This is a genomic window from Runella sp. R0.1_18 (assembly GCF_057652155.1).
In genome coordinates this window covers 380,453-394,970 of the sequence record NZ_JBYFCK010000004.1, presented here as the reverse complement: position 1 = coordinate 394,970, position 14,518 = coordinate 380,453, and the positions used below count along the sequence as shown (strand labels likewise).

12 protein-coding genes are annotated in these 14,518 nt (G+C 44.6%); 4 read left to right on the top strand and 8 right to left on the bottom strand.

Translation table 11 applies throughout. The annotated features are described in order from the left end of the window. Nucleotides 1-18: 18 nt before the first annotated feature. From AC23P2_RS09530 to AC23P2_RS09520, 3 genes are all read right to left on the bottom strand, one after another. Entirely contained in the window at nt 19-1,872 is a 1,854-nt protein-coding gene (locus tag AC23P2_RS09530; protein ID WP_487772978.1) for a glycoside hydrolase family 127 protein, read from the bottom strand. 200 nt (nt 1,873-2,072) lie between these two features. Beyond that, a complete protein-coding gene (locus AC23P2_RS09525) occupies nt 2,073-2,999 on the bottom strand; it encodes a dihydrodipicolinate synthase family protein (RefSeq protein WP_487772977.1) in 927 nt (308 codons plus the stop codon). 15 nt (nt 3,000-3,014) lie between these two features. Beyond that, nucleotides 3,015-3,854 carry a fumarylacetoacetate hydrolase family protein gene (locus AC23P2_RS09520; RefSeq protein WP_028525171.1) on the bottom strand — a complete coding sequence of 280 codons (840 nt, stop codon included), beginning with the start codon at nt 3,852-3,854 and terminating at the stop codon, nt 3,015-3,017. 361 nt (nt 3,855-4,215) lie between these two features. On the opposite strand from AC23P2_RS09520, the gene xylA reads away from it, so the two are divergent. Both xylA and AC23P2_RS09510 read left to right on the top strand, forming a co-directional pair. Further along, nucleotides 4,216-5,544 carry a xylose isomerase gene (xylA, locus tag AC23P2_RS09515; protein WP_487772976.1) on the top strand — a complete coding sequence of 443 codons (1,329 nt, stop codon included), beginning with the start codon at nt 4,216-4,218 and terminating at the stop codon, nt 5,542-5,544. 103 nt (nt 5,545-5,647) lie between these two features. After that, nucleotides 5,648-6,562, top strand: a complete 915-nt coding sequence (locus tag AC23P2_RS09510) for an Rpn family recombination-promoting nuclease/putative transposase (RefSeq protein WP_487772975.1) — start codon at nt 5,648-5,650, stop codon at nt 6,560-6,562. 94 nt (nt 6,563-6,656) lie between these two features. Here AC23P2_RS09510 and AC23P2_RS09505 read toward each other — a convergent pair whose 3' ends face one another. The 5 genes from AC23P2_RS09505 to bamJ form a co-directional block, all read right to left on the bottom strand. Next, a complete protein-coding gene (locus tag AC23P2_RS09505; RefSeq protein ID WP_028525169.1) occupies nt 6,657-7,067 on the bottom strand; it encodes an OsmC family protein in 411 nt (136 codons plus the stop codon). Nucleotides 7,068-7,158: 91 nt separating this feature from the next. Then, nucleotides 7,159-8,490: an NCS2 family permease gene (locus AC23P2_RS09500; RefSeq protein WP_487772974.1), complete on the bottom strand. Its 1,332-nt coding sequence runs from the start codon at nt 8,488-8,490 to the stop codon at nt 7,159-7,161. A 112-nt stretch (nt 8,491-8,602) separates the two neighbouring features. Continuing rightward, entirely contained in the window at nt 8,603-8,908 is a 306-nt protein-coding gene (locus AC23P2_RS09495; protein ID WP_487772973.1) for a (2Fe-2S) ferredoxin domain-containing protein, read from the bottom strand. A gap of 3 nt (nt 8,909-8,911) precedes the next feature. Then, nucleotides 8,912-11,005: a carboxy terminal-processing peptidase gene (locus AC23P2_RS09490; protein ID WP_487772972.1), complete on the bottom strand. Its 2,094-nt coding sequence runs from the start codon at nt 11,003-11,005 to the stop codon at nt 8,912-8,914. An 86-nt stretch (nt 11,006-11,091) separates the two neighbouring features. Next, nucleotides 11,092-11,871: a BamJ family beta-barrel-assembly machinery protein gene (bamJ, locus tag AC23P2_RS09485; RefSeq protein WP_487772971.1), complete on the bottom strand. Its 780-nt coding sequence runs from the start codon at nt 11,869-11,871 to the stop codon at nt 11,092-11,094. A gap of 84 nt (nt 11,872-11,955) precedes the next feature. Between bamJ and AC23P2_RS09480 the strand changes: the two genes are divergently transcribed. Beyond that, nucleotides 11,956-12,864, top strand: coding sequence for an alpha/beta hydrolase (locus AC23P2_RS09480; protein ID WP_487772970.1), 909 nt, complete (start codon nt 11,956-11,958; stop codon nt 12,862-12,864). A 102-nt stretch (nt 12,865-12,966) separates the two neighbouring features. Then, on the top strand, nt 12,967-14,343 hold the full coding sequence (locus AC23P2_RS09475; protein ID WP_487772969.1) for a hypothetical protein: 1,377 nt from the start codon (nt 12,967-12,969) through the stop codon (nt 14,341-14,343). The last annotated feature ends 175 nt before the right edge of the window (nt 14,344-14,518 follow it).

Below are 14,518 nucleotides of genomic sequence, written 5' to 3'. Positions count from 1 at the left end.
ATACGGAACCGTTTGCGGTTATTTTCCTTTCCAGTCCATCCATACTTTCATGCGGCCAGCTTGGCGGTTGTCCCAAGAATAGTAAGGAATCAACGTAAAGCTATCGCCGCCGTTTTGGGCCTTAATCGTAGTGACACCTCCGAGCAAAGCAGGCTCAAATGCTGTTGTAAATTGGGTTTTGGACGAAAGCACCATTTGGTCATAATCCAAATGACGGTTGTCTTGTTCTTCAATGCAATACACAAGCGGGCCACGCTGAATCGCACGTTTGCCTACATTGGCTTGCACGCGAGGGTCAGCCGCGACAACTTTTACAGGCATATCCATACGAAGTTTCAACACATCGTTTTTTGTCCATGTGCGCGAAACCGTCACGTACCCTTTCTCTGCGACAAGGTTCGCAACGACCTTTCCATTGACTTCAACGCTGTATTTTTCACACCATGCGGGGATTCTCAACTTAACACCAAAATCAGCTTTGCTGCTATCGGGTACTACTTTAAACTCTACTTCACCTGCCCAAGGGTAGTTGGTCTTTTGGCTAAACTTTACTTTGTTATTTCCCAATTTCACTTCAGTACTACTTCCAACGTACAAGTTCACCCAAAGCGAGTTCGCCGAAGTGTTGTAAATATAGCCTCCTACCGATGGTAACAGGCGTGATACGTTGCTGGGGCAACAAGCTGTCCCATACCAAGGTTTGCGGTGGTGCATCCCAAACGAAGCCAGCGGGTTTACGTAAAAAAACAAATTTCCCGTCAGTTGTACGCCTGCTAACGCACCGTTATAAAGCGAACGTTCGAGTACATCGACGTATTTCGATTCGCCCGAATAGAGATTCATTCGTTGATTCCAGAAGACCATACCCACCGAGGCACAAGTCTCGCAGTAAGCCGATTCGTTGGGAAGGTCATAGTCCACGGTAAAGCCTTCGTTTTTGGTCGAAGAACCGATTCCGCCTGTAATGTACATATTTCGCTCTACCACATCGGCCCATACGCGTTCGAGGGCTTGGGTGTAGCCACGATCGCCTGTCTCGGCGGCTACGTCGGCCATACCCGTGTAGAGATACATGGCCCTTACGGCGTGGCCTTTGATGTCGTTCATTTCGCGGACGGGCACATCGTCTTGGCAATAGCGAGCACCGTCAAAGTTTTTATCCGTCCAAATCTGCCCACGGCCGTTTCCTTTGCCACGTTGTTCAATCAACCAGTCGGCGAGTTTGAGGTAGCGGTCGTTTTGAGTGGTATGATACAATTTAACCAGTGCCAATTCCAATTCTTGGTGTCCTGTTACCCAAGGTCGGTTTTGAAGGCGAAAAGTCGAATCAAAATGATTGGCAAACCGAACCGAGACATCGAGTAGTTTTCGTTTTTTGGTAGCGTCATAATAGGCCACGGCCCCCTCTATCAAGTGCCCCAAGCAGTAGTCTTCGTGCTTTTCCATGTCGGTCCAGCGTTTATCAAGTCCCTTCAGTGTATAGTACGTATTCAAATAGCCATCGGGAAGTTGAGCGGCGGCAATCTTATCAATCCATTCGTCGGTTTTGGCTTCTAAGTTTTTGTCAGGCGTAGTTTTGAGGGTGTAAGCAATACCTTCAATGACTTTATAGACGTCCGAATCATCAAAATAAATGCCTTTATGCTGCCCGCTTCGTTTCGCGGCATTTTCAAAATTGCGAATCCGCGCCGTTGAGTCCTCGGTATAGGTCATGCACACGGGCAACGTCGCCGAATGCACTTTCTCAATGCGAGGTTTCCAAAAAAAATCATTGACCGTGACCTGCGAAAAATTAACAGGTACAATTTGCCGCTGTGCTAATGCACTAATAGCTCCAGCCATAGCGATGATGAAGTAGAGACAAGATTTCATGGAGAGGTAGATAGTTTTACTAGGAAGAAAAGCACAGAGAGGATGATTTTTAATCGCTCTCAGCCATTGTTTGGTCAAAGCCACGAAATGCAAATAAAAAAGCCAGCCGCTATTAGGGGCTGACCGTAAAGAATTTTCAGCAGTTATTCCTGCAAAGCTAGAACTCAATTCCAAAAATGCAGGAATAGCTGCTGTTTTATTTAGCTAATTCCGAGTTCTTTGGAAAGCGCCTCAACTCGCTCGTAAAGTGCATCGACTTCCGTTTTTACTTCGACCGTGCATTCTTCTACCTTGCGACGGGTATAAAGCGAAATCGGAAAACCGCGTTTTTGTAAGTAATACTTAGCGACCGTAGGATACGCATAGTGAATAACGGGCATGGTTTCAATCAACAGTTGCTGAACGCGGGCAATGCCTGTTTGCTGGTCAGGATTGTTATAGTTTGCGCATAACCACACAATAACTTCTGGGAAGAAATTCCCTTGAATACACGATAACCCTGCCGAACCTGCTTGCAACGATGCCACGGCGTGTTCCATGTAGGCATCATATACGCCAAAACGCTGCCCTTGGGTCGCCGCGATTTTGCCTTTTACATTGTCAATGTCAAGCGACGTATCTTTGTGGTAAACCACCCGCCCCGTAGCTGCAAGTTCTCCCAAATCTTTGGCCGTAACGAGACGTTTGTAAGGAACAGGACATTCGTACAGTCCATAAATTACGCCTGGCGTTAGTTGAAGGAGTTCGTTCATTCGCTCCATAAACACCTCGTCCGATTCATCGGCATCAGCCAACAAGCTGGTAATCACAATTACTGCTTGAATCCCCGTTGCGTAAATTTTCTTGGCAAACTCAGCCTGTTCGGCAATCGGCCCGCCAAATGTTCCCGTCGCCACCACTGGCACGCGACCGTTGGCCACCTCTACGACGTGACGCGTAATGGCAAGGCGTTCTTCTTCGGAGAGTTCGTACATTTCAGAAGAGAGACAGTTGGCAAAAAGACCAGCCGCCCCTGCTTCTAAGTACAATTCGGTAAGTTTGGTAAGACCATCGAAATCAATCTCACCATTTTCTTTAAACGGGGTGAGCATCACAGGGATAAAGCCCTGCGGGAGTGTATCTTGCATATAGATTGGTGTATTTTAAGCTTTAGCAAACGCAACGGTGTTTGTCAACTGACCAATTTTATCAATACGGATGTTGACTACATCGCCTACTTGAAGGGTAAACTCATTGGAAGGTACAAGGCCTGTTCCTGTCATCAAGAAAACCCCCGTCGTGAATGTATTAGAACGGAACAAATAGCTCACCAAGTCTTCAGGGCGGCGTTTAAGTTGTTCGAGGGTTGTACGGCCTTCAAATACTTTTGCGTCATTCCGTAAAATTTCAATGTCAATAGTGGTCGTAACGGCCATTGGCTCGGCGGGTACATACAAACAAGGGCCCAATGCTGCCGAACCGTCATAGACTTTGGCCTGAGGCAAGTAAAGTGGGTTTTCTCCTTCGATACTACGCGAACTCATGTCGTTTCCGATGGTATATCCCACAATTTTTCCCGTTGAAGTCGCAAAAAGCGTCCATTCTGGCTCAGGTACGTTCCACGACGAATCAGGGCGGATGTTGACAGTGCCACCACTGCCGACCACCTTGTGAGCGAGACTTTTGAAAAACAATTCAGGGCGCTCGGCATCATATACTTTGTCGTAGAAGGTATCCCCTCCTGAGTCTTTTGACTCTTCCATCCGCGCAATTTTGCTCCGATAGTAAGTCACCCCCGACGCCCACACTTCTTGCGTTCCTACGGGAGCCACAATGCTACTTTCATCGAAAGACGCTTCGGGAGCAAGACTAGCAATGGTAGTTCGCAAATAAGCGTGCAAATCGTCGCGGTTGATAAGTTCGTCCCAAATAAAGGTTGGGATTTTATAAAATTGGCCATCAGCCTCGGCATAAAAGCCATTGGTGGTACGATAGAGTTTCATAGAATATTTTTGGGTTCTCTCGGTCAAAAGAGACTTTGCTCAATAAATTACCATACTTGGATTTCTTTACTACGCAGTTTTAGGTAAAAAAGACTACCAAAACTCGTTCAGAGTTGCGTATAGAAGAGGCGAAGCTTCTATTTTTTTTGTCTTTTTTTTTGTACGTACAATAAAGTTAATATACTGTATGATAGCCAATTGACAGTTTTGTGATGGTTTAAAAAAAGATTGTCAAGTGCAAGTTTAAATATAAAATTGTCAATTTGACAATTATTTTCTTTTTTTGCATCAGTAAGAAAGCAAAATTCGCTCTTTTAGTAGTAATTAAGCTTTCCAAAAAACATTTAAACTAACTTATTTTATGTCAGTTACACTCGGAAATTCCGAATATTTCAAGGGCATCTCCAAAATTCAGTTTGAAGGTCGCGATTCAGACAATCCGCTTGCTTTTAAGTGGTACGATGAAAACCGTATCATTGGCGGAAAAACCATGAAAGAACACTTGCGTTTTGCCGTAGCTTACTGGCATACGTTCTGCGGAACAGGCGCTGACCCCTTTGGTCCAGGAACAAAAGTATTTCCTTGGGATGCCAAAGCAGATGCCGTAGAGCGTGCCAAAGACAAAATGGACGCGGCATTTGAGTTTATCACTAAGCTAGGAGTACCTTACTACTGCTTCCACGATGTGGATTTGGTGGACGAAGGGCCAAGCATTTCGGAGTACGAACGCCGTATGCAAGCCATTGTGGACTATGCGAAAGGAAAGCAACAAGCAAGTGGGGTAAAATTGCTTTGGGGTACGGCCAACGTATTCTCAAACCCACGTTATATGAACGGCGCATCGACCAACCCTGATTTTAATGTGGTGGCTCATGCGGGCGTACAAGTGAAAAATGCCATTGACGCAACGATTGCGCTAGGCGGTGAAAACTACGTATTCTGGGGTGGTCGTGAAGGGTACATGAGCCTACTCAATACCAACATGAAACGCGAATTGGATCACCTAGGGCAGTTTTTGACCGTGGCTCGTGATTACGCGCGTAAAAATGGCTTCAAAGGTACGTTCTTCATCGAGCCTAAGCCTTGTGAGCCTACCAAACACCAATACGATTACGATTCGGCAACGGTAATTGGCTTCTTACGTCAGTACGGTTTAGACAAAGATTTCCAATTGAACATCGAAGTAAACCACGCTACATTGGCAGGGCATACGTTCCAACACGAATTGCAAGTTGCAGCCGATGCGGGTATGTTGGGTAGTATTGATGCCAACCGTGGTGATTACCAAAACGGCTGGGATACTGACCAATTCCCCATCAACCTAAGCGAATTAACGGAAGCGATGTTGGTGATTTTGGAAGCAGGTGGTATCACGGCAGGTGGTATCAACTTCGATGCAAAAACCCGTCGTAACTCTACCGACCTTGACGATATTTTTATTGCTCACATCGGTGGTATGGATGCGTTTGCGCGTTCGTTGGTGATTGCCAATGATATTTTGGTAAAATCTCCGTACAGCAAGCTTCGTACAGAGCGCTATGCTTCGTTTGACAGCGGCGCTGGCCAAGATTTTGAAGCAGGAAAACTAACGTTGGAAGACCTTCATAGCTACGCCGTAGCCAATGGCGAGCCGAAGCTAATCAGCGGCAAGCAAGAATTATTCGAAAACATCTTGAATCAATACATCTAGTCATTGACTCAACCCACCACATCTTAATAAGTGCAAAACGCCAGTCGGGATTTTCCGCTGGCGTTTGATTTGTAAATCCTTTTTATTTCGTTATCTTTATTTTATGAAAAGAGACGATTCGCTTTGGAAAGCAATTTTAGAAGATACTTTCGATGACTTTTTGCGATTTTTTTTCAAAAATGCAGATGCTCTTTTCGACTTTCAAAGGCCTTTTGAATTTTTGGATAAAGAATTAGAACAACTTTTCCCTAGTAATCCCGATGACTTTTCACCAAAGTATGTGGATAAATTGGTAAAAGTATTCACCAAAGAAGGAGAAGAGCAGTGGATTTTGGTTCATATTGAGGTACAAGGAAGTACAGATAGGGATTTTGCTGGAAGAATGTTTCAGTATTTCTATCGGATTTATGATAAATATCAACGTCCTATTACAGCTTTTGCCATATTAACGGATGCCAATAAGAGTTTTAAGCCTAGTTATTTTGAGCAACGGTATTTGGGAACGAGCTTGCGTTACGATTTCAATAGCTTTAAAGTATTAGATCAAAATGAAGCCGTTCTTATCGATAGTGATAATCCCTTTGCAATGGTTGTATTAACAACGTTAGTTGCTCTGAAAAAAGGTAAAGTATCAGAAGATGAGTTGTTGAACGAAAAAATAGCATTGGCCCGACGATTGCTAGAAAAACGGTTTAACAAGGTCAAAATTAGAGCGTTGATGAACTTTCTAAAATTGTATGTACGTTTTTCAAGCAAGGATAAAAGTGCTAGTTTTGAGAAAGAAATTGAACTGTTGACCAACAAAACAAAAAAAACTATGGGAATTGAAGAATTTGTTTTGACCAGAGCAGAACGCATTGGTGAAAAACGAGGGATTGAGAAAGGGATTGAGAAAGGGATTGAAGTTCAGAAACTATCATTTGTCCAAGCCCTCATTAATCACACCGACTTTGACGATTCTAAAATAGCTTCTTTAACGGGGGTTGATGTTTCGATTGTCCAACAAATCCGTAAATAGGACAGAAATACAATTTTATATTTACAGGAAAAAATAGCGACAAAATTAAATGAGCTGTGCCACCTAATTTTGTCGCCTGTACTACTTACGATCATTAAACCAATTCCGCATCCATGGTGATGTCGGTATTCAACAATTTTGAAATAGGGCAGTTCGCTTTTGCATTTTGAGCCGCTTCGGCAAATTGCTCGGCTGTCATGCCTGGCACACTTGCTTTTACCGACAAATGAATGTTTGGAATCGCTCCGTTTTCAAACGTAACCGTGGCTTTGGTGTCGATATTTTCGGCCGTTAACCCATACTCTCCAATCACAAAGCTTAATTTCATCGTAAAACAACCCGCATGAGCTGCCCCAACGAGCTCTTCTGGGTTGGTACCAATGCCATCGGCAAAACGTGTATTGAACGAATATTGCGTTCCGTCTAATACCGTGCTTTGCGTTGAAACCGTTCCATGGCCTTCTTTGCCACTTCCTTGCCAATTGGCAGCTGCTGTTCTTTTCATAGTTTTGTTGCGTTTGAATAAAATTGAATGGATTGATATATAAACACTCAAAAATAGTCAGGAATTGTGATTTGTTGCTTTCTAAATTCAATCAATGTCCCCAAATCAGGGAACCAATGGCAAAAAGATTGATAATCCAAAGCGTTGGCGAGACGTCTTTCGTTTGTCCCGTCATTGTTTTTAAAACACTCCAACTCAAGAAACCAAAGATGATGCCTTGGGTAATGGAATAACTGAACGGAATCAGAACAAGGGCGAGCAAACAGGGAATGGCCTCGTCCATGCGTGACCAGTCGATTTTGGTGATGGGCTTCATCATAAATGCCCCAACAATCACCAACGCAGGTGCAGTAGCAATACTAGGCACCACCGACAGTAAGGGCGATAAAAACATGAAAGGCAAAAACAAAAAGGCGGCGATTACGGCTGTCAGACCTGTACGACCACCTTGCTCAATCCCCACCGCCGACTCAATGTAAGCTGTGCCTGGGCTTGTGCCCAAGACCCCAGCGAGCGTAGTAGCCACGGCGTCGGTAAGAAGCGATTCTTTGATATGGCGTGGGTCGCCGTTTTCGTCGTACAAATCTGCGGCTTCGGCCACGCCTACGAAGGTCGATAAGCTATCGAAGAGGTCGGTGAAAGCGAATGCAAAAATAACGGGGAACAGCGCTAGGCTCAATGACCCGCCTAAATCAAGCTGAAACAATAGACTGAAGTCGGGCGAAGCAAGTACACCGTTCCAGTTGACGAGGGCTTTTTGTCCAAAATTAATCGCTGACGCATCGCCCCACCAACGACCAATGGGAATGGCCAAAAGGGTGGTTGTAATGATGCCAATGACAATACCGCCCGTAACACGTTTTGCGACCAACACCGCCGTTAATAGCAAACCTACCAAAAACGTAATCAAAACAGGGTCTTTGAGGTTACCAATTCCAACAAGCGTAGCAGGATTACCAACGATAAATTTGGCATTTGTAAAACCAATCAAGGTAATAAACAAGCCAATGCCCGACGAAATGGCATACCGTAGCGGTTTAGGAATGGCCTTGACGATGTGCGTACGGACGTTGAAAATGGATAAAATCAAAAACAATACGCCCGCCCAGAACACCGCACCAAGCGCTGTTTGCCAAGCGGTTCCCATTCCTTTGACTACCGTAAAAGTAAAGAAAGCATTCAGGCCCATACCTGGCGCGACGAGCAACGGGTTTTTGGCATATAATCCCATCATCAAGCTACAAAAGAACGACAGCAGGACAGTCGCCGTCAGGACAGCCCCAAAGGGCAAACCTGCTTGGCTTAAAATGGCAGGATTAACGACGATAATGTACATCGTTGCCAAAAATGACGATACCCCCGCGATGGTTTCGGTACGAAGGGTAGTTTGGTGATGGGAGAGCGAAAAGTAACGTTCGAGCATAGAGCGCAGGTCAAGGTTTGAGTAACAGTAAAAATAAGAATGCCATTGCAGAAAGTAAAGCTTTGAAACATTTACTCGCCTGCAATGGCATTCAAAAAATCAAAAGAACGGCTTAGAATGGAAGTTTTAAGCGCTCCACTGGCGTATCGTTTACCAAGTGACTTTCTACGATTTCTTCGACGTCAGCCAACTGGACATTGCCATAAAAAATACCCTCAGGATACACCACCAAGCCTGGGCCAAAAGCGCAGATATCGAGGCAGCCTGCTTTTTGAGCACGGATATCAATATGGAGATTTTTGTCTTTCAACGATGTCTTAAAGGCATCTACTAGGGCTGTTCCGTGTTCGGCGCCACAACATTTTTTACCACCATCTTTTTGGTTGGCACAAATAAAAACGTGCTTTTTGTATTTCATAAATTAGCGTTTAGCCATCGAAGGCGACTTTATCAACGCAATATAGTCAGCCAAGATGCGCTCAGTTTCAATCATGTAAATATCTTTTTTCTTTTTATCGGCAGGCTTAGTCGCTACCGAAGTTTCGTCGTCATCCTCTTCTTCGGTTTCCAACTTTTTCAACGCCTGACGTTTTTTCTCCGCTTCTTCGCGTTCTTTCTTACGTTTGGTCTCTTGGAGAGAAACAACTGTATTTTCGCGCGCTTTTCTGAACAGTTCAAGTTCATCTACGAACGTCTTCAATTCAGGTTCATTTTTGAGGCGTTGTTGGAATTTGTCCCGCAATTTTTCAACTTGTTTCTCGTTCAAAAACTTCGTTTGGTCAAAACGAGCCGTTGCGATTTGGTCCCAAGGAAGCGCCGTTGGCTGCGAGCTTTCGCCGTATTCTGCGGCACTAAACGCCGACGGAAACTCAATGTCTGGAGATACCCCTTTGCGCTGGGTGCTGCTGCCATTGATGCGGTAAAACTTCGCGACAGTAATGTTGATTTGACCCAATTTGTCGGGATCTTTAATCCACTGGTTCAAGTCCACCATAGTTTGAACGGTACCTTTACCGTAAGTTTGCTCGCCCAATACAATCCCGCGTTTGTAATCTTGGATAGCCGCCGCAAAGATTTCGGAAGCTGACGCACTGAAACGGTTGGTTAATACCGCCAATGGGCCATCATAATTTACTTCGGGATTGAGATCAGATTGAACTTCGGTTTCTCCTGTTTGCTCACGAACTTGCACTACAGGCCCTTTTGAGATAAATAAACCAGTGAGTGAAATGGCTTCAGTAAGCGAGCCACCGCCATTGTTGCGAAGGTCAATAACTACCCCTTCTACGTTTTCAGCTTTGAGTGAATCCAATAGCTTTTGTACGTCGCGGGTAGTACTTGCAAAATCTTTATCACGTTTGCCAGCACTCTCAAAGTCACGGTAGAACGACGGAATCTGAATGATTCCAATCTTATAATCGTGTTTGTTTTGAGTAATGGTTACAACTTCCTTTTTAGCCCGAGAGGTTTGCAAATTTACTTTTTCGCGCGCCAAACGGATTTCTTTTGGAGGATCGCTTGGAAGGGCATCCGCCGCTAAAACTTGCAAACGAACAACCGTTCCTTTGGCTCCTTTGATTTTCTTCACGGCATCGTCCACGTACCAACCAACGATATCTTCGTATTTTCCTTCGTCGCCTTGGGCTACCCCAATGATACGGTCATCTTTTTTCAAACGCTTGTCTTTAAAAGCAGGTCCACCTGGCACTACTTCTACCACTTTAATGTAGTTTCCGTCTTCGCGAAGCACAGCACCGATACCCTCAAGGGCTTGGTACATATCTTGCTTGAAGCGATCAGAATCAGCAGGTGAGAAGTACCGCGTATGTGGGTCAAGCACTTCGCAGAAGGCGTTCATGTACATTTGGAACACCTGCTCGCTGCGGAAACGGCCTAAGTTGCGCTCACGGTTTTTGTAGCGGTCTTTGAGTAAAGTAACGATAGACGAATCGGCTTTCCCCGAAATTTTAAGCTCAAGCGCTTCATTTTTAATCAGTTTACGCCAGATTTCATTCAATTCGTCGGGAGTTTTGGCCCAAGCAGCCTTTTCACGGTCGGTATTGAATGACTCATCTACTGCAAAATCAAAAGCAGGCTTTGTCAACAGTTTATCAATGTAAGCACTACGCTCGCGATAGCGTTTTCTGAACGTATTGTACATATCGTAAGCCGCCGTTAAGTCCCCATTGTTGAGTGACTCATCCAATTGGTTACGGTATTTTTCAAACGACTGCACATCACTCGCTAAGAAATAAAGTTTTCCGCGATCAATCTCATTAAGATAGTTCTCATACATTTTATTCGACAACGAGTCATTGAGGCCAAACTTACGGTAATGGTATCCCGAGAAAATTTTGGTCACGTACGCCTCCACCTTTTCTTGGGTGATGGTAGGCTTCAAGTCGTCTTCACTAATGGTGGAGGGGTGAGAAGCAATCACTCCCCGCGAGCGAGAATCATCAGGTTGCAGACCAAGCAGCAACACTGGAGCTAAGGCGATTAATAGGCTTTTCATTTTCATAAACTGATTTATTGACTTTAGTGTGGCGACTTCTAAAACCAGCCTTGCGAGTGGATGTCAAAAGCGACAACCCGCTAAAATCATTTAACTATTTCTAACAACTCTACTTCAAAAACAAGGGCAGAATACGGTTTGATGGTTGGGCCAGCCGAACGCTCACCGTATGCTAAGTTATAAGGGATGAACAATTTCCATTTTGAACCTACAGGCATCAACTGGAGGGCTTCTACCCAGCCTTGAATGACACCCCCTACAGGAAACTCGGCAGGTTGGCCACGTTGTACTGAACTATCAAAGACTGTTCCGTCGATAAGCGTGCCGTGGTAATGGGTTTTTACGGTGTTGTTGGCCGTTGGTTTGGGGCCGTCACCTGCTTTCATAATTTCATACTGCAACCCACTCGGAAGTGTAACTACGCCGTTTCTCTTTTTGTTTTCTTCCAAAAACTTTTCGCCCGCTAATTTCACAGCTTCATATTTTTTGGCTTCTTCCGACTGCTGCTTGGCTTGGAGTTTGTTAAAGAAATTACCAAGAATCATCTGCGCCTGAGAATCGTCGAGGTCGGTTTTGCTCGACTTCAACACGTCCTGAATGGCTTTAGAAAGTAAGCCAACGTTGATTTTATCAAGTCCTTGCCCTTTTAAATTTTGGGCAATATTCATACCTATACTATAAGCAACGGAATCTAACTCGTTTGTCATTTTTAACCCTGTTGCAGGTTTGCCTGGCGTAGCAGTTTTGGCAGGTGCGGCGGTTTTAGCAGCAGGTGTAGCAGGTTTTACAGGCGCTTTCTTGGTTTGAGCAAATGAAACAACGGTTGATGCTATTACCGTGAGGGTCAGCGCGATGGGATACTTCATGCAATTAGAAAAATTTGGGATTAAAATCAATTTTTGATAGTTTTCGTAAATAAACGCAAAAATGTCCGAAAAAAGTTTGGAAGAATGAATTATTTGAAATTAATACCCCATATTGGGTTATTTGTATTTTTGTTGCCTTTCAAAGCTTTTACCTCATTGGAACACTTCATCACTCCTTCTGAACTGGTCGTAAAACACGACACAACACTTCATTCTCAGCACTTGCATCGCGGCATCGTCATGGACGTGGTGTTACCGCCTCACTATGAGGCAACGAATACGGCCTATCCCGTATTGTACATGAACGACGGACAGGATTTAGAACGCCTACAAATGACGCGTGTGCTAAGTGAGTTGTATCATCATCAGCAAGTGCCTCCTTTTATTCTTGTAGCAATACATTGCGGTGAGCGAATTCAAGAATACGGCACAGCATCCCAAGCCGATTACAAACACCGTGGCGCAAAAGCAGGTGCATATACTTCGTTTGTACTAGAAGAGCTTCTTCCTTACATCAAAAATCATTATCGGGTTCTGACAGGCCCGCCGCACACGGTCTTTTGCGGGTTTTCGTTGAGCGGCTTGTCGGCGTTTGATATTGTGTGGCATCATCCCCAAGTATTTGGCAAAGCGGGGGCTTTTTCGGGTTCTTTTTGGTGGCGCCAACGGGCTTACGAAAATCATTACGACGACCACCAAGACCGCATTATGCACCGTTTGGTGCGCGAATCGTCGGTACGGCGAGAGCAGTTTAAAGAACTTGCGCCCACTTTTTGGTTCCAAACGGGCACCGATGACGAAAAAGACGACCGAAACCACAACGGTGTCATTGATTCTATTGAAGATACATTAGACCTTGTAGCCGAACTCGAACGAAAAGGGTTTCGGTGGGGCAAAGAAGTGCGTTATGTAGAGGTAAAAGGCGGGCATCACGACCAAGCAACGTGGTCACGGATTATGCCAAATTTCTTACAGTGGGCTTTTGGCAAATAAGTCCACTTCCTTTGCTTTAACATGATTTTAATTTTTTTTTCATGTGGTATTAATAGTTAAGTAGGTGCTTTGTGAGCGTAAACAATACTTAAAAAACGCACCATGAAGCACCTTACTTGGATGCTCCTTCTTACGGGGGGAATTGCTACGGCACAGGATTCAGTCAAACCTGCTCCCGACAAAAATGAACTAAAATACAACCTAAATGCGTCGGGCACGCACTTCTTTAAAGCTACTTTTTTGAATCAGACTTGGGTACGTTTCAACCAAAGCAATCCAGGTACGACAGTAATAAATGAACCCGCTTCACAAACCTTAGATTTAGGGCTTCGTCGGACGCGTATGCAGTTGTTTGGGCAGATTTCAGACCGCGCCTTTGTCTATTTCCAATTGGGGATGAACAACTTCAACTTCCTAAACGGTTTTCCTGCCTTAGGAAATGCCCAAGGAGTGCCTACCAACCGTAAAGTATCTTTCTTTATTCACGATGCGGTAGTTGAATATTCGGCATTTGCCAATAAAGATTGGCTAAAAATTGGGGGGGGACTAACCATCTTGAACGGCCTTTCACGCTTTAGTCAGCCAAGCGTAACCTCTATTATGTCAATGGATGTACCTGTATTTGCACAAGCCACTGTGGACCAAACCGATGAGTTTTCTCGCAAACTCACCATCTATGCCCGTGGTCAGGTAGGCAAATGGGATTATCGTATAGGATTAACCGACCCCTTCCCCATCACCACCAACGGCGCTGCTGTGCCAGCGATTTCGGCCAACGCTAGCTTCGCGGCCAAAGGTCACCACAAGCAATACCAAGGTTTTTTGGTGTATAATTTGTTCGACAAAGACACGCACCAGACGCCTTACATGACGGGTACATATTTGGGTAAGAAGAAAATTTTGAACCTAGAAGGTGGGTTTATTTCGCAGAAAAAAGCAATGTGGAATACCGCCAACCAAGGCAAAGACACAGTGTATAATGCGATGAATTTATGGTCGTTGGCATTGTTTGCTGATATGCCAATCAACAAGACTAAAGGAACCGCATTTTCGGGATATTTGGGCTATTTTCATACCGACTACGGCCCTAATTATTTACGTTTCAATGGCATTATGAACCCTGCCAGTGGAACCACCCAAGGGCTTTCGGGGGTATCGGGCGTACAAGGCAATGCGTTTCCAATGTTTGGGACAGGAAGTGTGGTCTATAGCCAACTAGGCTATTTGTGCGCAGCCGACTTATTGGGCAAAAATGGCACTTTAATGCCCTACGCCACAGCTCAAGTAGCCAACTACCAGCGCCTGTCAAAAACTGCAAGTATTTACAGTGTAGGGGTGAATTGGCTCATTAAAGGCCATAACTCCAAAATTACGCTCGACTATCAAAACCGTCCAGTATATCAAAATGCAACCGACGGCCGCCTGAGCCCCAACGGTCGCCGAAGTGCACTGACGTTACAATATCAGATTTTTATCTAACAAAAGCGTTTTCCATCCTTCAGTAGAGTAAAGGTTTAGGTATCGTGTAAGAATCCGACTTTTCGATGAGAGGTCGGATTTTTGTTTAATTTTTAATGCCTTTTTAAGCATATCTTGACATAAATCATACTTCTCGTGGCTAGTTTGGAGCACTTTTTGCACAGTAACTCTTTGA